This window comes from Lentimonas sp. CC4, assembly GCF_902728235.1.
Taxonomy (GTDB): domain Bacteria; phylum Verrucomicrobiota; class Verrucomicrobiia; order Opitutales; family Coraliomargaritaceae; genus Lentimonas.
This window is the reverse complement of sequence record NZ_CACVBO010000001.1, coordinates 1,734,009-1,751,479: the sequence shown is the minus strand read 5'-3', so window position 1 is coordinate 1,751,479 and position 17,471 is coordinate 1,734,009. Positions and strand designations below refer to the sequence as shown.

The 17,471-nt window shown below is 52.6% G+C and carries 17 protein-coding genes and 1 tRNA gene; 11 read left to right on the top strand and 7 right to left on the bottom strand.

The features are described 5' to 3' along the window. Positions 1 to 60: 60 nt before the first annotated feature. From GZZ87_RS07740 to GZZ87_RS07720, 6 genes are all read left to right on the top strand, one after another. Entirely contained in the window at positions 61 to 1,635 is a 1,575-nt protein-coding gene (locus tag GZZ87_RS07740; protein ID WP_162027671.1) for a glucose-6-phosphate isomerase, read from the top strand. A gap of 31 nt (positions 1,636 to 1,666) precedes the next feature. Beyond that, on the top strand, positions 1,667 to 2,491 hold the full coding sequence (locus GZZ87_RS07735; protein WP_162027672.1) for a hypothetical protein: 825 nt from the start codon (positions 1,667 to 1,669) through the stop codon (positions 2,489 to 2,491). A gap of 24 nt (positions 2,492 to 2,515) precedes the next feature. Next, entirely contained in the window at positions 2,516 to 2,662 is a 147-nt protein-coding gene (locus GZZ87_RS19675; protein WP_178092117.1) for a hypothetical protein, read from the top strand. 94 nt (positions 2,663 to 2,756) lie between these two features. Then, the gene (gene rsmI, locus GZZ87_RS07730) at positions 2,757 to 3,464 is read left to right on the top strand and encodes a 16S rRNA (cytidine(1402)-2'-O)-methyltransferase (RefSeq protein WP_178106582.1); all 708 of its coding nucleotides are present in this window, start codon (positions 2,757 to 2,759) and stop codon (positions 3,462 to 3,464) included. Between the two features lie 144 nt (positions 3,465 to 3,608). Beyond that, complete coding sequence (gene cutA / locus GZZ87_RS07725) at positions 3,609 to 3,923, top strand: divalent cation tolerance protein CutA (RefSeq protein WP_162027674.1); 315 nt, start codon at positions 3,609 to 3,611, stop codon at positions 3,921 to 3,923. Between the two features lie 46 nt (positions 3,924 to 3,969). Then, the gene (locus tag GZZ87_RS07720) at positions 3,970 to 4,542 is read left to right on the top strand and encodes a DUF3365 domain-containing protein (RefSeq protein ID WP_162027675.1); all 573 of its coding nucleotides are present in this window, start codon (positions 3,970 to 3,972) and stop codon (positions 4,540 to 4,542) included. An 84-nt stretch (positions 4,543 to 4,626) separates the two neighbouring features. Here the strand turns inward: GZZ87_RS07720 and cysK are convergent, their stop codons facing one another. Then, on the bottom strand, positions 4,627 to 5,589 hold the full coding sequence (gene cysK / locus GZZ87_RS07715) for a cysteine synthase A (RefSeq protein ID WP_162027676.1): 963 nt from the start codon (positions 5,587 to 5,589) through the stop codon (positions 4,627 to 4,629). A 119-nt stretch (positions 5,590 to 5,708) separates the two neighbouring features. On the opposite strand from cysK, the gene GZZ87_RS07710 reads away from it, so the two are divergent. Both GZZ87_RS07710 and GZZ87_RS07705 read left to right on the top strand, forming a co-directional pair. After that, entirely contained in the window at positions 5,709 to 6,308 is a 600-nt protein-coding gene (locus GZZ87_RS07710) for a nitroreductase family protein (protein ID WP_162027677.1), read from the top strand. A 132-nt stretch (positions 6,309 to 6,440) separates the two neighbouring features. Beyond that, on the top strand, positions 6,441 to 7,025 hold the full coding sequence (locus GZZ87_RS07705; RefSeq protein ID WP_162027678.1) for a transposase: 585 nt from the start codon (positions 6,441 to 6,443) through the stop codon (positions 7,023 to 7,025). Between the two features lie 115 nt (positions 7,026 to 7,140). Here the strand turns inward: GZZ87_RS07705 and GZZ87_RS07700 are convergent, their stop codons facing one another. The 3 genes from GZZ87_RS07700 to GZZ87_RS07690 all read right to left on the bottom strand — a co-directional run bounded on the left by GZZ87_RS07700 (position 7,141) and on the right by GZZ87_RS07690 (position 10,997). Beyond that, positions 7,141 to 9,105, bottom strand: a complete 1,965-nt coding sequence (locus GZZ87_RS07700) for a phospho-sugar mutase (protein WP_162027679.1) — start codon at positions 9,103 to 9,105, stop codon at positions 7,141 to 7,143. A 43-nt stretch (positions 9,106 to 9,148) separates the two neighbouring features. Then, positions 9,149 to 10,585: a UDPGP type 1 family protein gene (locus GZZ87_RS07695; RefSeq protein ID WP_162027680.1), complete on the bottom strand. Its 1,437-nt coding sequence runs from the start codon at positions 10,583 to 10,585 to the stop codon at positions 9,149 to 9,151. Between the two features lie 109 nt (positions 10,586 to 10,694). Continuing rightward, positions 10,695 to 10,997, bottom strand: a complete 303-nt coding sequence (locus tag GZZ87_RS07690; protein ID WP_162027681.1) for a septum formation initiator family protein — start codon at positions 10,995 to 10,997, stop codon at positions 10,695 to 10,697. A 76-nt stretch (positions 10,998 to 11,073) separates the two neighbouring features. Between GZZ87_RS07690 and GZZ87_RS07685 the strand changes: the two genes are divergently transcribed. Then, on the top strand, positions 11,074 to 11,892 hold the full coding sequence (locus GZZ87_RS07685) for an AAA family ATPase (protein WP_162027682.1): 819 nt from the start codon (positions 11,074 to 11,076) through the stop codon (positions 11,890 to 11,892). A gap of 100 nt (positions 11,893 to 11,992) precedes the next feature. Next, positions 11,993 to 12,700 (top strand): hypothetical protein, encoded by a 708-nt coding sequence (locus GZZ87_RS07680; RefSeq protein ID WP_162027683.1) that lies wholly within the window; start codon positions 11,993 to 11,995, stop codon positions 12,698 to 12,700. Positions 12,701 to 12,798: 98 nt separating this feature from the next. On the opposite strand, the gene GZZ87_RS07675 is transcribed toward GZZ87_RS07680, so the two are convergent. Next, positions 12,799 to 12,874 (bottom strand) — tRNA-Ala (locus tag GZZ87_RS07675). Positions 12,875 to 13,069: 195 nt separating this feature from the next. Here GZZ87_RS07675 and GZZ87_RS07670 point away from each other — a divergent pair. Then, the gene (locus GZZ87_RS07670; RefSeq protein WP_162027684.1) at positions 13,070 to 13,858 is read left to right on the top strand and encodes a hypothetical protein; all 789 of its coding nucleotides are present in this window, start codon (positions 13,070 to 13,072) and stop codon (positions 13,856 to 13,858) included. On the opposite strand, the gene GZZ87_RS07665 is transcribed toward GZZ87_RS07670, so the two are convergent. Together GZZ87_RS07665 and GZZ87_RS07660 are read right to left on the bottom strand one after the other, a co-directional pair. Beyond that, positions 13,855 to 16,878 (bottom strand): SUMF1/EgtB/PvdO family nonheme iron enzyme, encoded by a 3,024-nt coding sequence (locus GZZ87_RS07665; protein ID WP_162027685.1) that lies wholly within the window; start codon positions 16,876 to 16,878, stop codon positions 13,855 to 13,857. The two genes, GZZ87_RS07670 and GZZ87_RS07665, sit on opposite strands and share 4 nt — an antisense overlap. After that, the gene (locus tag GZZ87_RS07660; protein WP_162027686.1) at positions 16,878 to 17,435 is read right to left on the bottom strand and encodes a flavoprotein; all 558 of its coding nucleotides are present in this window, start codon (positions 17,433 to 17,435) and stop codon (positions 16,878 to 16,880) included. The genes GZZ87_RS07665 and GZZ87_RS07660 overlap by 1 nt, the downstream gene beginning before the upstream one ends. Between the last annotated feature and the right edge of the window lie 36 nt (positions 17,436 to 17,471).

Genomic DNA, 17,471 nt, shown 5'->3' with positions numbered 1-17,471 from the left:
AGACCCGCTCCAACATCCAACTTCCAACAACCAACTTCCAACAACCAACTTCACACCGTCATGTCCTGGAACCGCTTCAAACAATACTATCTCAATCTTAACGAGCTCGATTTCGCGATCGACATCAGCCGCATCGACTTCGGCGACAACTTCCTTGCTGAGATGGAGCCACGCATGCAAGCCGCCTACACAGCGATGCAAGAGCTCGAAGCCGGCGCGATCTCGAATCCAGACGAAGGCCGCATGGTCGGTCACTACTGGTTGCGCAATGCAGCCCTCGCACCTCAGCCAGAACTGACTGCCGAGATCGATGCCTGTGTTACGAAGATCAAGAAGATCGCAGCCGATGTGCACAGCGGTGCAATCAAAGGCGCGAACGGCGCGTTCAAAAACCTGCTCGTCATCGGCATCGGCGGTTCTGCCCTCGGCCCGCAATTCGTCGCAGACGCACTCGGCGGCCCGAAGACAGACAAGATCAAGCTCTTCTTCTTCGACAACACCGACCCGAACGGCCTCGATCGCACGCTCGACGCACTCGACGGTCAACTCGGCGAAACACTTTCCGTGGTTATCTCCAAATCAGGTGGCACACCCGAAACACGTAACGGCATGCTCGAAGCAGTCGCAGCCTACACCGCTGCGGGCCTCGACTTCGGTGCGCACGCCATCGCTATTACTGGCGAAGGCAGCAAGCTACACGAAGTTTCGAAAGCCAACAACTGGCTCGACTTCCTCCCGATGTGGGACTGGGTCGGTGGCCGCACTTCCGAGCTCGCAGCCGTGGGACTCTTCCCTGCTGCGATCCAAGGCCTCGACATCGACCGTATGCTTGCCGGCGCAAAAGCAATGGACGACGCGACTCGTTCGACCGAAACCGCACAGAACCCTGCAGCGCTTCTCGCGCTCATGTGGTATTTTGCAACCGACGGTAAAGGCGCAAAAGACATGGTCGTCCTTCCTTACAAGGATCGCCTCATGCTGTTCTCCAAATACCTGCAACAGCTGGTCATGGAATCGCTCGGTAAAGAAAAAGACCTCGATGGCAACGTCGTGCACCAAGGTATCGCCGTTTACGGCAACAAGGGCTCGACTGACCAACACGCTTACGTGCAGCAGCTCCGCGAAGGTGTGCATAACTTCTTCGCCACCTTCATCGAAGTGCTCAAGGATCGCGAAGGCGACTCCATCGAGGTCGAAGAAGGCTTCACTAGTGGTGATTTCCTCCAAGGCTTCTTCCTCGGCACACGCGATGCGCTGTATGACAACGGCCGCCAGTCGATCACCATCACGATCACGGACGTCACACCCGAAGCAGTCGGTCAACTAATCGCCCTCTTCGAGCGCGCCGTCGGCCTCTACGCTAACCTAGTGAATATCAACGCTTACCACCAGCCAGGCGTAGAAGCAGGTAAAGCAGCCGCTGCGACCGTTCTTGAAATTGAACAAAAGATCGTCGCCGAGATCAAATCAAGCGAAGGCAGCGCACAAACAGCAGATGCAATTGCAGTGAAGTTGGGTCTTGAATCACAAAGTGAATTGATCTTTAAATTGCTGCTTCGATTGGCAGCTAACAACCGTGGAGTTAGCGCTAATGCCAAAAACCCCATTCACGAAACAGAGTTTTTCTCAGCATAGCCCTTCCATTGAGGGCCCCCAAACACCATAAATGAAAAGTCTATCAATTATTCTTCGAATTGTAGCGATCGTCGCCGCAGCCGCAGCAGTCGCCTTGTTCTTCATGTCCAAAGGCAAACTTGCGGAAAAACAAACTGCGCTAGTGAACGCTCAAGCAGCCACTCAAGCCGTGCAAATGGAGCTTGAAACGGCCAACAACCAGATCACATCGACCCAAGCACAACTCTCTACAGAGCGTAAGTCCTTGGCCGACACAAAAGGCAAGCTAGAGTCGATTCGCTCAGAGATGTATACTGCCAAGCAGGAAGTAACGCGCACGCAGAAGCAGCTCAACGAAACAAAAAGCACCATCACTGAGTTGGAAGAAGAAGCCACTCGCCTACGCGCAAATCTGGTTAAGACCGAAGAAAGCTTAGCCCAAGCTAGCAATGAAGCTGAACTCGCTCAGCTCAATGAGCGCATCGAGGAGCTTGCAAAGGCAAACGACACACTCAAGCAAGACCTAATGGCAGCTGAGTCACTGGCACGCAGCAGTAGCAGCCGCACAGAAGGCAGCGCAACTGCAGCCAACCAAAAGGCTGGTTTCAAACCCAACATGATGCCAGCCGCACAACCAGCATCGATCGGCACAGCAACCACCGTGGCTTCGATCAGCACTGAAAATGGCATCATCGTCCTCAACTCCACTCCAGAGCTTGGCCTAGCCATGGGAGCAACAATCACACTCATCCAAGACTTAACTGCATTGGGTAAAGTTCAAATCACCAAGGTCACTGAGACTCTTGCGATCGCAAACATTCTACCAGGCACCAAGCTAGACCTCGATGCCGGTGACACTGTAAAGATCCTGCACTAATTGCTTAGCGCTCACACAACACTTATGATCCCTCGTCTTCTACTCGTTTTAGCTCTCTCGCTATGTGCACTGGCAACTAGCGGTTGCTTCGACACCAATCCCGATGATCAGGATTTACCTTGGTCTCGCCCAGCAGACTGGGAAGGCGGCGCCCCCGGATTCGGCGGCTAAGTCGAGCCATTCATTTTACTATCAGCGCCTGTATGAGCTTCATACAGGCGCTTTTTTTGTGACATCTGCTCCAACTCACTTAAAGTCCTCCACTATGTCAGACACGCCAACCTCCGGAATCCTCACGCTCGTCGCTGCGCCCATCGGTAATCTCTCTGATGTCACAGCCCGCGCCATCGAAGTGCTCAGCGCAGGCACCGCTATCGCCTGCGAAGATACCCGCGTGACTGGAAAACTGTTGAGCAAACTCGGGATTGAGGAACACGGCAAACTCATCAATTATCGCGAACAAAACGAAAGCTTCATGGCAGTCGAAATCGCTGACCGCATGGAAGCAGGCGAAGACATCGCCCTCATCGCCGACGCCGGCACCCCCGCCATCAGCGACCCAGGCTTCCGACTCGTGCGCGAATGCCGCAAACGCGGACTCAAAGTCACCACCGCCCCAGGCGTCAGCGCAGTCATTACCGCCCTCTCCCTTTCAGGGCTACCGAGCGATTCTTTTTACTATGTCGGTTTCCTCGCGCCCAAAAGCGCAGCACGCAAACGTTTCTTCGAGGCTCAACAAGACTTCGAAAGCACCCTCATCATTTACGAATCCTGCCATAGGATTGGCAAATTCCTCAATGACCTAGTCGCCACGCTCGGGCCCGATCGCTGCATCAGTGTTTGCCGCGAACTCACCAAACTACACGAAACCGTGCACACCGGCCCCGCAGGCGAAGTATGCGACCGCGTAGCTAAAGGTAGCCAAAAGGGTGAGTTCGTCGTGCTCATCGCCAAAGCTGGCTTCGAGCTGTAAACCATTTGCTCATATCCAAAACCAAGAAGACCAATAGCATCGCAATATAAGCCTACCTAATACATAGGATAGTTCAGTCGAATGAAGCACCTTCAGGCATGCATGTCGATTGACCCACAACACAGCACTTAACAAAATTGTTTTATGATTAATACATTATACATTGGTTGGACCACTTGCCGTAATCAAGATGTCGCAGAACGCCTCGCCCATGACCTCATCGAGCGTAAATTAGCAGCCTGCGTCCAGATCGAATCCATTCAATCATACTATCCCGACGGCAATGCTGTCGTGCACCACGGGGGACTGCGCCTCACTGTAAAATTCCTCGGCGACCACCTCGCGAAGATTGATGCATATATGGCAGCCAACCACCCTGATGAGCAAGGAGAGTGGATCACTGCCAAGACTGAGAGTGTAAACGCAAAATACCTCCAGTGGGTGCAAAGTTTAGGATAAGCACCCTGAGTGCTCAAACCACGCATTGCCCTACACTTTTAAAGCAATGAAACAGCTCGGTTTACTCGCAGGACTCTCCGTCGCCACGTTCATGTGTGGGTGCTCAGATCACAACACAGCGAATGACCAAGCCTACATCGACCGCAGTGAAGCGATTGTTAGTGAGCTAAAAACAAGCCTGGGCACACAGCTCAAACAGGCCATGCAAGCTGGCGGCCCGGTTAACGCGCTCCAAGTCTGTCAACAGATCGCCCAACCGATCACACAACAGGTCACGGGTGATCACGAAGGTGCCCAAGTCAGCCGCACCGCGCTGCGCGTTCGCAACTCAGCGAATCAGGCAGATACCGAATCAACCAGTATCATGGAATCTTGGGAAGCGCTACTAGCGACTGGTGCATCGTCCCTGCCTCCAGCGGTGAGTCATGACGGTGACACGATCACAGTGCACCACCCCATCATGGTCGGCGAAGCCTGCCTCAAATGCCATGGCGATCCGGCAAGCTTCTCAGAAGAGCTGCAAACGACGCTCGGCGAACTCTATCCAGCAGACCAAGCCACTGGCTACGAACTCGGGCAACTGCGTGGCGCCTTTCGAGTTGAATTCTCCAACGACTAAAGCGACCGCGTGCTTCAACCTTAAGACGAAAAAGCCCCGACCGTTTCCGGTCGGGGCTTTTGTTTAAATCAGTTTGAATCGAACTTAGCTTGCGCTGGCTGCGATCATTTCTTCGCGAGCCTTTTCAGCCAGCGGTGTGCTCAAGTAGCGCTCACCGAAGCTGCAGCCGACAGTGACGATAGTCTTGCCCGCCATCTCAGGACGCTTTGCAAGTTCCATCGCAGCATAGACATTCGCACCAGTGGAGATACCACCGAGGATGCCGTCCTTCTCTGCGAGTGCTTGTGCAGTCGCGAAAGCATTTTCGTTGGAGACTTTGATCACGTCGTCAATCAAATCAGTGTTGCAGTTCTTCGGGATGAAGCCTGCACCGATACCTTGAATCTTGTGTGGTCCTGGCTTGCCGCCAGAAATAACTGGGCTCGCTTCAGGCTCAACCGCAACGGTGTAAAGCTCTGTGCGTGACTTGATCACTTCAGACACACCAGAGATCGTGCCCCCGGTGCCAACACCTGCAACAAAGGCATCAATGTTGCCATCGGTTGCTTCCCAAATCTCTTCGGCAGTCGTCAAGCGGTGCGCTTCTGGATTTGCAGGGTTTTCAAATTGCTGGGGCATGTAAGCCTTTTCGCCGTATTCTTCGACGAGCTCACCCGCACGTGCGATCGCACCGCCCATGCCTTTCGGCCCAGGAGTCAGCACGATGTCAGCACCCAACATACGGAGCAATACGCGGCGCTCAACGGACATGGTCTCAGGCATCGTCAGGATCAACTTATAGCCCTTGGCCGCACACACAAATGCCAATGCGATACCAGTATTACCGGAAGTCGGCTCGATAATGATGCTACCTGGGCCGATCTTACCATCACGCTCAGCAGCTTCGATCATCGCCTTACCGATACGATCCTTGACGCTAGCGAGTGGATTAAAGAACTCACACTTCAGGTAGATGTTGGCGTTGATGCCTTCCGCAGTGTTGTTGATTTTAACCAACGGAGTGCTGCCGACTGTTTCGATGATAGAACTGTATAATTTGTTACTCATAAATTGGTAGTAGTTGAGGTTCAATAAAAGAGCCACTAGCAGAGCCCAATTTTAAATCGAAGCAAGCTTTGATCGCAGATCACTTGATTCTCTCGAAAAACTAATCAACCTCTAGCCACATGGATACTACTACTGCTATACACCAACGCCGCTCCGTTAAACATTACGATCCGGACCACAAAATGACCGAGAGTGAGATTCAAGCACTGCTCGAATTGGCACTGCTCTCCCCCACTTCCTTTAATATGCAGAACTGGCGCTTCGTCGTCGTAACTGACCAAGCCAAGAAAGACGCGATCCGAGCCGCCGCATGGAACCAAGCACAAATTAGCGAAGCCTCTGTCCTCATCGTGCTCTGTGCCGATCTGCACTCCTACGAAGATGGCGCCCGCTACTGGGTCAACGCACCTCAACCGGTGCAAGACATGCTCGTGCCAATGATTGAGCCATTTTACAAGGACAACGAAGCACTGCAACGCGACGAAGCCATGCGCTCGATCGGCATCGCCGCTCAGACGCTGATGCTCACCGCAAAATCCATGGGCTACGACTCGTGCCCAATGATCGGCTTCGACCCCGTAAAAGTCGCCGAGATCATCAACCTCCCCGAGCACCACGTCATCGGTATGATGCTACCGATTGGTAAAGCACTCAAAGATGCCAACGTCCGCGGCGGTCAGTTGGGCTACGACGAAGTCGTTTTTACGGACGGCTTTTAGGTATCGTAGAAGCGACACTCTTGTCGCTTTACCACAGAACCAAAGAAACGTAGAAGTGGCACTCTTGCCGCTTTCACACAGAACCTACACGAATAAAAAGCGACAAGAGTGTCGCTTCTACCCCTTTTAAACATGCTACAAGCAGGTAAAGACTTCGAGTATTTCAAACCTCTAGCGGAAGTTGAAATGCTCGAAGCCAACCTGCCGCATTGGCACCAGGATGGCGCACTCTATTTTGTGACCTTCAGGCTCGCAGATTCGATTCCCAAAGAGAAATTGAGCCAATGGAAACACGAATTTGAGCAATGGTTGACTCGTAATCCCAAACCTTGGAACAAGGAACAACTCGACGAATACCAGACACACTTCGCTCGTAAAATCGAAGTATGGCTGGACCGCGGCTACGGCAGTAATCTTTTTCGCGATCCAAGTTACGCTCAAATCGTCGAAGACTGTCTTCTCAAATTCGACCAAGACCGCTACAAAATCGACTGCTACACCATCGCTTCAAACCACGCCCACGCACTGGTCGTGCCCACTCGTGACAACGAACTGCACGGCATCCTAAAGAGTTGGAAAGGTGTATCCGCACGCAATATCAACAAAGTGCGACGCACCAACGGAACGATCTGGCAAAAAGAGAGCTACGATCACATCGTCCGCAACGCTTCATCTCTCGAACGAATACGAAAATACATCCGTGACCATAAAACGTAGAAGCGACACTCTTGTCGCTTTCACACCGAACAAAAGCGACAAGAGTGTCGCTTCTACGCAAAAAAAGCCGCGCCCCTTGCAGGGCGCGGCTTTCGTAAATCATTGGGCAGTCGAATTACCCTTCCGCACGCACACGCGCATCGGCATCAATCGCAGCAAGGATAGTCTGCATTTCAACGGCTGCTTCAGCCTTCACCTTAATCAGGTCTTCTGGATCAAGCACATCGCTGCGGCCGAACACGTAGAACTTAATCTTCGGCTCGGTGCCAGAGCCACGAACGGCGAAGCTGTAGCCGTTGCTCAATTCGAGGAAGTAAAAGTCCTGCGCAGGAATTTTCTCACCATCCGCATCGATGATTTCATCCTTACCGAAGTCAGTGAAACCAGAGACTGCCACATCGCCAAATGCCTTCGGCGAATCGTTGCGGTAGGATGCTAGAATATTCGCGATCTTCGCGCTACCCGCAGCACCTTCGTAGTAGATGTTAATGGTCTTCTCTTCGTAGTATCCATGTTGCAAATACAAGGAATCGAGGAACTCAGTGAAAGTCATGTCCTGCGCCTTCAGGTAAGCTGCGACTTCGCAGAACATCACCACAGCGGCATTGGCATCTTTATCACGCACCTTGTCGCTCGCGAGATAACCGTAGCTCTCTTCACCGCCAAAGACGAAGTAGCTGGAGTAATCGAGCAGCAGATCCGCACGTGTCCAAATATCACACGCGTCGTAATCGACTGCTGTGCCTTCTTCTTCCATCAACTTTTCCTTCATCTGCGCTTCGTAACCAGCGAGCTTTGCGCCAATCCATTTGAAGCCAGTCAAAGTGTTAATCGTCTTCAGGCCATGCCAATCCGCGACCGCTTCCTGCATCGGGCTCGTCACGAATGTCTTAATGAAAACAACATTGTCGCCACCATCTTCAGGGATGATTTCTGCATCCTTGAGCACGGAAATACGATACTCGGCAAGGATGGTTCCGATTTGATTACCAGTCAGCAGAATCATCTCACCATTACGATCACGCACGGCCACACCCATACGGTCAGCATCAGGATCCGTTGCAATCACTACGTCCGCACCGACTTCGTTGGCTTTCGCAATGCCCATCGCAAGGGCTTCCGCATTTTCAGGGTTCGGCGATTTGACAGTAGGGAAACGTCCATCTTGCTTCATCTGCTCAGGCACTTCGACCACATCGACGCCGAGTGCTTTCAATGCAGGAACCGAGCTAATCGCGCCCGTGCCATGAATGGGACTGAAGACGACCTGTGGCGCTTGCTTCTCCATGACCTCACGGTCGATCACCATCTCGTCCAGCACTGCTTGATACGCAGCATCATCCTTCGCGCCCAATGTAATCACACGAGCCAGATCAATATCAAGGAATGCTGGCACTTCGGACAGCTCGACTTGATTGACCAAGTCCACGATACCTTCGGCATGCGGTGATACGACTTGAGCACCGTCATCAAAATAGACCTTGAAACCGTTATCGTGCGACGGGTTATGGCTGGCAGTAATCACCGCACCGCAAGTCGCTTTGTTCTGGCGAACCGCGAAGCTCAACTGAGGCGTCGAGCGTGGGCCTTCGAAAATAAGTGCCTGACCGCCGAGTTTGGACCATGTCGATGCAGTCAGCTCGCAGAAGTGGCGGGAGAAATGACGCACGTCGTGAGCGATCACGAAACGTGGCAAATCATAGCTGCCAGTGTCTTTGAGATATTTCTCAACGTAGCGGAACAGGCCGATCGTTGCGCGAACGAGGTTAAAATCGTTGAGCACATTCGAGCCCACGGCTGCGTGCTCGGGCGTGCCCATTTCAGACAGTGTGCCCGTCTCGGCAACGGCGGCGACACGACCGATCGTGCGACCACGAATACCACCAGTGCCGAATGCAAGGTTCTGGTAGAAGCGGTCGTTCAATTCGTCCCACTCGCCGTTGTCCACGAGTTCAGCGATACTGGCGCCTGCCCATTCAGGAAGAAAATCGGCACCTGCCCATTTTTTCAAATTTACAACAGTGCTCTCAAGCAAGGAACCAGCGGCACCTGCAGCTTCGATTTTTTCGATAAGACTCATAATATTTGGATGACTAATAAGTGATGCTAAGTGATAGAATGGATTACTCGATGATCAGACCATCGACGATAGCGGGTTTCTCGGCAAGTGCCGTCCATTGCGCGACGAAGTCAGCTTCATCCGCAGCAAATAGGTGGCAAATTTCGAATGTCAGAAGCGGTAAGCCTGTCTCATCTGTTTCGATCTCCTCACCCGCGGCCTTCAACCAACGAGCAAACATACGGCGTTGGTCATTCTTACAGGTTTCCGGGGAATCAACGCCTTCGGCATTTTTAACAGGGCTAAAATCGTCTTCGCGCGCGGCCTCGATGATGACCGGGTTCTTCGCGAGTGGCAGCGCATCGAATACGAACATCTCGAACTTCACACCATTCGCGGCATCCGGTGTCACAATCGCACCATCCGCACCGACGTAAGGGATCTTCTTATCCGCTCGGTGGAACGGCAACTGCAAGTCAGACGTCGTGCTGCCAGCGCGGGTAATAAACTCACGATCGAAAACATGAATCGCGACACTGCCACCATTGAAGCGGATCGAGCCATCCTCGTTCGTCTCCTCCTGCATGGCATTCGGCATGTCACTATATTCAACTACGAGTGCGGAATCGTTTTGCATACAGAAGTGCCCCACTTTCTCGAGCGCGTAAGCCTTCGGCACCATTTTACTGGATAGCTCCGAGTTACCGAGCACGTGGAAGCCGATGAAAGCCGGATCGATGCATTGAATGATTGGGTTATCGACCTGGAAATAACTCACGCAGTCGACGCCCATCTCTTTCATCTTCGCCACCGCACCACTACGCACCAACGCGCGCAGCGAACCACCGTGACCATCTGGAGTCATCGCAATCTTAGATTTCTCAGCGAGCAAGATCTTGCCGTCGTAATCAACCGCTGGCACCAAGCCTTGCACGATAAAATGCACCGACTCTGGATCGAGGCCGAAGAAATCCATTTCTTTAAAGGCTGCGATCGTTGCATCATTATTGATCTCACTGGTGAGAATGAACCAAGGAATTGTCACTCCGAATCGCTCACCGGAACGTGCAATCTTCTCTGCAAATACTTGAAACAGTGTCTTCTCCGAAACGGGTGTCACTGGATACGTGCCCTTCGGCCCGTCGTAGCCGAGGCGTGTGCCTTGACCACCAGCCACTGTAAAGGCAGCCACACGACCAGCCGCAATCGCCGCCGAACCCGCTTCAAATGCAGTATCCCACTGCGCTTGATCACCGCCATTCGCGGGCAGCGCGGTGTAAGGAGCCGGAGTCAGGCCATCTAGATTGACCGCACTCGCGTGTTCGCCTTTAACATGCTCCGCAACCAGTGCATCCACCTCTGCGAGGTCAATCGTCGCTGCCTGCGCCAAGAGTTGAGCCTGCCCCGCGGCATCGAGCTCATCGAAGTAGCTAAAGACCTGCCCCTGCCCGGCCTGCGTGAATGATTGAATGAGAGATACTGTCGCTTCGGAATTATTCATAATCGGAGCTAACAGGAACTAATCACCCCCACTTAAAATGCAAACCCCTATCCGCCTCTTACGTAAAATCTAGGTTAAAACTCAATAGAGCCTATTCCTCAGGAGTGAATCAGGGTTCGTCAGAGAAGCGAAATAGCAATTCATCGGGACGCGCGTATCCAAGCCGCTCGCGCACCACTCGCTCTAAAAACTCTGGATCTTCCAATAATCGCGCCAAATACATCTCCTTTTGCTCAAACTCTTTTCGAGCTTGTGTGAGTTTGGCCTCGATCCTAAGTTCGCGGGCTCTGAAATTCTTATATTCCCGATACGTCTGCACCATGAGACTGCTAAAGAATACGATCAATGCCAACAGCACCCCAACCATCATGAGTAGGATTACACGTTCTTTTCGCTGTGGAGGTTTCGACATTAGTCTCCACACAGAAGGCCATTTTCGTAATATTGGAAAGGGAAATCTCCACTTCGCCTAGAAGATTCCATCATCTATGTATCAAGATTATTTCGGATTCTCGGAAATGCCTTTCCACGTCACGCCTAATCCACGTTTCCTGTTCCTCAGTCCCACCCACGAAGAAGCGCTCCAGCATCTACGCTACGGCATCGAAGATAAAAAAGGGTTTATTGTGCTAACCGGTGAGGTTGGCTGTGGGAAGACCACACTCTGCCGCAAGCTTCTCGAAGAGCTTGATGCCAATGAAAAGTGCGACACCGCGCTGCTATTGAACCCTAGGATCTCGGAAACGCAGCTGCTCAAGGGCATCATGAAAGAGCTGGGCGAAGAGTCGAAAGCTCGCTCAAAAAGCGATCTGCTGGACAGCATGAACGACATCCTAATGGAACGCATCCACCAAGGCCGCGAGATCGTGCTGATCATCGACGAAGCGCAAAACCTTTCGTTCGAAGTTATGGAGATGCTGCGCATGCTCTCCAACCTTGAGACTTACGACCAAAAGCTCCTCCAGATCATTCTAATGGGACAGCCTGAGCTCAATGTGAAGCTCAAGGAAGAGCGCCTACGCCAACTACGTCAACGGGTGCTCGTGCACTACGATCTCAAGCACCTTAACCCCGCGGAGGTCCAGCTCTACATCCTGCACCGCCTCAGCCTCGCAGGTAGTAACGGCCAACCACAGTTCACACCACGAGCGATTAAGAAAATCGCCAAGAGCAGCCTAGGCATCCCTCGCATGATCAACAACATCTGCGATAAAGCCCTACTCGCCTCGTTCATCCGTAACGGCACCAACGTCAACTGGTGGGATGCACGTAAAGCGCTCAAAGACATCAATCGATTACACCGATAGCGGAGAATTACGAATTAGGAATTACGAATGAAGAATCGGCAGTTCCTAAGACCAGTGACCTCCAACTCCTCATTCCTAATTCTCAATTTCTAATTCCCAAATGTCTTTAATCAACCAGGCTCTTCGCAAAGCGCAAAACCAGCGTTCCCCAAACCAGCCCGCCACTGCCGCGGAGAATGCAAACGCCGCCGCAGCCACAAACCGGAGCTATAATGCCTCTGGCACAGGCAGCAAGTCAGGGCTACTGGTCGGACTCGTCGCAGGCATCGCACTCCTCATCGGACTTGTCGCAGGGCTCCTCATCGTCTTACTGCGCAGCGAACCCGCACCTGTCGTTCAACAAGCAACAGCTCCAGTAAGCGCAACCGTCACGACACCTGCCCCAAGCCCACCCGCAACACTTCAACCACTTGCCCCGGCACCTGAAACAAGCACAGCCGCAACCAAACAAGGTGCGCCCAGTGTGCTAGAAGAGCTACGTATCGCAAGGGAGGCAGCTGAAGCCAAAGCAGCAGCCGAGGCCCTAGCAGCAACAGAAGCAGAAGCCGCAGCACTGGCCGCCAAACAAGCAGCCGAGGCCGCAGCAGCAGCCAAGCCAAGCATGGATATCATTCAGTGGCTATCAGACGCGAAGATCTCCGGCGTCCGCCTCTCGGGCAGTGCAAGCAAAGTGATCCTCAACAATAAAGCCTACGCCGTCGGCGATACCGTGAACCTCGTGCTTGATCTCAAAGTGATGGCGATCCAAGAGACACGCATCCTCTTCGTTGACGCCAACGGTAAAAAATACACCAAGCAAGTGCTCTAGCACTCTGCCTGCCTCTGGAATACTGACACTATATCCACACTTTAAATAAACACAAAAAAGCCGAAAGTCATAAAGACTTCCGGCCTTTTTTTGAAAAATGGTGGAGCATAGGAGAGTCGAACTCCTGACCTCTTGCATGCCATGCAAGCGCTCTACCAACTGAGCTAATGCCCCTTAAAGGGGAAATTGGAAAAAATGGATATGCGTTCGTGTCCGTCAATATAAAATGTGCGTTTGATCCTTAAAAGAGTCGATAGAAGTCAATATAAACCTAGATTCCTAACTTCTAACTCCTGAATATAGGTTAATTAAAAACACCGCACTGCTTCGGGTTTGCGCTTTGCTCAATTTCTCTTCCATGCTCGATGCATGCACCCGATCCGCATCTGGCAATGGCCCAACCTCCTCGCACTCGATGCGGCGCTCATTGCGCTCGCATGGCAGGTGGTCTTTGCCAATACACTCGGGCTTCAGATCAGCGCGACTGCCCAAATCGTGCTCGGCTTGTCCGTCTGGTTGACCTACATGGCGGATCGCCTGTTCGACGTGACCAAGCGTCCGATCGAGCAACTCTACTCAACTCGGCACCGTTTTGCGAAACGCCACACACACGTGCTGTGGACGGTTTGGAGCGGCACCCTAACCCTAAACATCGGCATCGCACTCACGGGACTTTCAAATAAGGAACTCCTCAATGGCTTCATACTCCTCGCACTCTGCCTACTCTACACCGCACTGAACCAAGCACTCTCCCACCGGTTCTTTCCGAAGGAAATATGCGTCGCTCTGATTTTCGTAGGTGGCGTGATTGTATTTCTACTGCCCAATGCGGCCCTCTGGATGCCGTCAGCCGCACTCACACTGCTCTGCCTAATCAACTGCCTAATGATTGGACTCAAAGAGAAACGTGTTGATGCAGCGCTACAAGTGAAGTCAATGGCACGACTCCCATCGCAAATCACCCTGATACTGAAGCTCATTTGCGGCGGAACTCTCTTCTATCTCACACCCGAGGCGGCACTGCCCATCGGGCTATCACTTGGGACACTCTGCATGATTCATGCTTACCAACGCCGACTGTCGACCGAAGCCTATCGCGTGCTGGTAGACTGCGCATTATTCGCTGGCCCAGTCACGGCGTGGTGTATTCTAGCTTAAAGTGCAGGCGCGAGCACGACACGGAACCCGATCGCGTTACTCGTCATATTGGCACGGATATCTTTGCGAACAGCACTGCGCACCCAAACGGCGAAGTCTTCCCAACTTCCACCGCGCACGACCACACGTCGGCCCTCTTCGCGAGGACGCAAATCCACATGTGAGCCTCCAGGAAGGCGCCCATTATAGCGATCCAAGGTCCACTCGGCGACGTTACCATGCACATCATACACTCCAAATGCATTGGGCGCATACGATCCAACAGTGACAGAACCATAATGATCGGGAACCTTAGACTCATAGCGACCGTTCCCAGGGTAGACTCCCTGAAAGTTCCCATTAGAAACATCTGCTCGATCCCCAAAGGAGAATGGAGATTCAGAACCAGCCCGAGCCAGATACTCCCACTCGGCTTCGGTCGGCAAGCGGTAGACATAGCCATCAGGTAAGCGCCCTGCCACTTTCTCCTGACTCGACAGCAACTCACAATAGCGCTTCGCATCCTCCCAGCTCACATTATACACAGGCAAACTCGCACCAGTCACTGAAGCAGGGTTGCGGCCCATGACCTTAAAATACTGCGCCTGAGTGACCTCATGCACTCCAGCCCAAAAGCCCCGACTAAAACGAATCTCAGTCTGCGGCCCCTCATTCGGCAAACGTCCGCCCTCCCGCAACGGACTCCCCATTGAGAATTGCCCGGCCTCGATCCACGACAACTTCAATGCGTCATAGGGCATCGTCCATCCAGATCCAGCTTCAGGACCAGGAATCGGGGCTGGCACCACATCCCACACGGCACGCTCATTTGGCTTCAGCTCGAAGCGCTGCGCCATCGTAAGATAATCCTTTATGCGCAACTGCACTTCGACACGTTTATTAGCCACGATAGAGACCACGCCTTCGACGGCATTAACAGCCTGATTGTTCACACTGACAGCGACTTCCAAACCAGGAGGCATGCGTAACTCAACTCGCGCTGGCTTGGGGACCATGACATAACGCAGTGTCTGATCCTCGCTATCGGCCATCGTTACCGATTGTAGCGCTGAAGTAAAAAGAGGGTGCAACAATCGCACCATATGTGGACCTTCTGGCACCGTTTTCAGTTGAGCTGCATCCAACTGCAATTGCTGCCCATCGAGCTCCACCGTCAAGTCGTCCATCAATTTAGAGACGCCCTGCTCTGGAGTGTTCGCAAATGTAACGCTAAAATCCAATGCCGCCGAACGATACGCCAACTGACCAAAGTCTAGCACCTCATTTTCACCAGGATCCAGCTCGACACGACGCTCAGCAGGGCGATAACCGTCATGCTTGACGACCACTCGATAAGCACGCACTCCAGCCGAAGCATCGAACGTGACCGGAGAACGCCCAACTTCGACATCGTTCACTAATACAGTCGCACCTGCTGGTTCAGTGCGCACAGTCAACCCCGACGGAAGCTCAAGCAATGCAGCCTCCACCCGATCACCGTCTAGGTCTTCCACGATCAAAGGCGAATACCCCTTCTTTCGAATCTCAATACGATTGGTGCCCAAAAACTCACTGCGCTTTAAAGTAAACTTCCCTTCGGCATCTGTTGTGCCGAGTTCAGTCTCCGTCCCATCCTCAGTCAGCAGGACAATCATCGCACCACTATTTGTCTGCATCACGACATCAGCGGAAGCTTCCACCAACTCTACATCCAACACCGTCAAGGCCACATCTCCAACTGCAACTGGCAACAACTGCTCAACATACCCCGGAGCCATAATACGCACATCATAACTCCCCGGTTGCACCACTAGATCGAGTTTGCCTGACTTCGCTTCAAACACATCTCGGACGCCGACAATACGAACCTGCGCCTCCACAGGCAGAAGGTTTAGGCTAAGATTTGGTGAAGCGCCCTCAGTGGCCATCACCACCGCCACAGGCGCAGACTGCCTCGGCCCTTCCTCAAATAACGATTGCAAGAAGAACGCAGCCAGAGCCGTCAAAGTGACACCAATCAAACCAATCACCGATAATCGGTAAACTCGAGTCGCCAGTTCACCACGGTCGACAATCCCCTTTGGCACCCGAATACAATCAATCTGACGCTGAATTAATCCTCCTCGCTCCGACTCGACGCTCTTATCCGTCTCCTTAAGATCTACTAAAACACTCTTACACGTTTGATAACGCTCCTCACAAATACGCTTCAGCGCCCTCTCCAGAAGTGTATCCCATTCCTTCGGTAAGCCTTCAACCAGCGCTGACGGAGCCGTATAATTTGACAGGTTTACCTTCTGCCCAGTTAAGAGCCAATACGCGATATAACCAGACGCATAAATATCGACACGAGAGTCTTCTTTAATACCACGCCGATACTCCGGGCTCATCACATCAAATGAATCGATCCGTCCGGGAGCCTCATTCGAAACCAAAGGGCACACCGACGCAGAGACGATCGACTCAAATAAGTCACGCCCAAAGGTGGCCTTCACTCCCATACCGAGCATCTGAATCGATCCGTCCGCCTTGATAAAGATCAGGTCCGTATCCATATCACGATGATCCACGCCCTGAGCATGCGCAAAGCCAAGTAGCCCCAATAATTGCGCCACGACAAGAGTCACTCGTTCAGCTCCGATCCCTGTCTCACCAGGCTGAGCATGCTCGGCGAAATACTCACTCAAGCTCTGCCCTTCGACAGGATCCATGAAAATGCAGTGCCGGTCATTTAACTCAGCACAATCCTGAATCTTCGGAATGCCCTCGTGATCGATCGTTCGGATAGACGCCTGCAACCCTACCAAGCGTTTCAAAAGCTTAGGATCCTCCATGGTCCGAGGATGGCACACACACACCGTCACGTCGTGCAAATCACGCACGTGCTGCATGTGATAATAATTGGCCAACAAGCTCGAACTGAGACACCGCACCACACGGAAGTTGCCGAAACTCTCTCCAGGCTTCAGAAGGCGATTTTTCAAGCGTTCCTTACTTGGATCAACCGCTGCTGATTCAGGCTGCGTATCTTCGTTATCCATTAATCCTTAGCGAAAAAGTCTTTGACCGATTGAACGATCGTTTCAACTGCAGCCAGCTTGCCATCGCCCTCATATCCGCAAGCAAGCATACCGCTTTGCGGGGCTATAAAATGATACCCTCGCGAGCGGAGCGTCTCAATATTCGCCTGCGTCGCAGCATGCGCCAACATTTTGCCGTTCATCGCAGGGGCGAGCATCACTGGTGCTCGCGTTGCCAAATGAATCGACGAGAGTAAATCTGGAGCCAGCCCTTGAGCAAACTGCGCGAGGCAATGCGCCGTGGCCGGGGCAACCAGCAGGAGATCTGCCTGATCTGCCAGTTCAATATGGCCAGGCTGCCAGCCTTCGCCCTCGTTCCACATGTCCGATGCTGCTGGATTGCGCGAGAGCACTTGTAAGGTAAGCGGCTGTATAAAACGACATGCCGAAGCGGTCATTACTGGAAACACCTTTGCGCCCGCCTCAGTCAAGCGACTGGTAATATCTGCTGCCTTATAAGCCGCAATCGATCCCGTAACGCCCAAGATGATGGTGCGATCTTTTAAGTCTAAATTCATATCTGCCACAGTCATAGAAATTTGAAAGGAATTGCT

Bases quoted from the DNA above. Each gene is read 5' to 3' on its own strand.
- GZZ87_RS07740 (WP_162027671.1), top strand. From the start codon at position 61: ATGTCCTGGAACCGCTTCAAACAATACTATCTCAATCTTAACGAGCTC.
- GZZ87_RS07735 (WP_162027672.1), top strand. From the start codon at position 1,667: ATGAAAAGTCTATCAATTATTCTTCGAATTGTAGCGATCGTCGCCGCA.
- GZZ87_RS19675 (WP_178092117.1), top strand. From the start codon at position 2,516: ATGATCCCTCGTCTTCTACTCGTTTTAGCTCTCTCGCTATGTGCACTG.
- rsmI (WP_178106582.1), top strand. From the start codon at position 2,757: ATGTCAGACACGCCAACCTCCGGAATCCTCACGCTCGTCGCTGCGCCC.
- cutA (WP_162027674.1), top strand. From the start codon at position 3,609: ATGATTAATACATTATACATTGGTTGGACCACTTGCCGTAATCAAGAT.
- GZZ87_RS07720 (WP_162027675.1), top strand. From the start codon at position 3,970: ATGAAACAGCTCGGTTTACTCGCAGGACTCTCCGTCGCCACGTTCATG.
- cysK (WP_162027676.1), bottom strand. From the start codon at position 5,589: ATGAGTAACAAATTATACAGTTCTATCATCGAAACAGTCGGCAGCACT.
- GZZ87_RS07710 (WP_162027677.1), top strand. From the start codon at position 5,709: ATGGATACTACTACTGCTATACACCAACGCCGCTCCGTTAAACATTAC.
- GZZ87_RS07705 (WP_162027678.1), top strand. From the start codon at position 6,441: ATGCTACAAGCAGGTAAAGACTTCGAGTATTTCAAACCTCTAGCGGAA.
- GZZ87_RS07700 (WP_162027679.1), bottom strand. From the start codon at position 9,105: ATGAGTCTTATCGAAAAAATCGAAGCTGCAGGTGCCGCTGGTTCCTTG.
- GZZ87_RS07695 (WP_162027680.1), bottom strand. From the start codon at position 10,585: ATGAATAATTCCGAAGCGACAGTATCTCTCATTCAATCATTCACGCAG.
- GZZ87_RS07690 (WP_162027681.1), bottom strand. From the start codon at position 10,997: ATGTCGAAACCTCCACAGCGAAAAGAACGTGTAATCCTACTCATGATG.
- GZZ87_RS07685 (WP_162027682.1), top strand. From the start codon at position 11,074: ATGTATCAAGATTATTTCGGATTCTCGGAAATGCCTTTCCACGTCACG.
- GZZ87_RS07680 (WP_162027683.1), top strand. From the start codon at position 11,993: ATGTCTTTAATCAACCAGGCTCTTCGCAAAGCGCAAAACCAGCGTTCC.
- GZZ87_RS07670 (WP_162027684.1), top strand. From the start codon at position 13,070: ATGCACCCGATCCGCATCTGGCAATGGCCCAACCTCCTCGCACTCGAT.
- GZZ87_RS07665 (WP_162027685.1), bottom strand. From the start codon at position 16,878: ATGGATAACGAAGATACGCAGCCTGAATCAGCAGCGGTTGATCCAAGT.
- GZZ87_RS07660 (WP_162027686.1), bottom strand. From the start codon at position 17,435: ATGAATTTAGACTTAAAAGATCGCACCATCATCTTGGGCGTTACGGGA.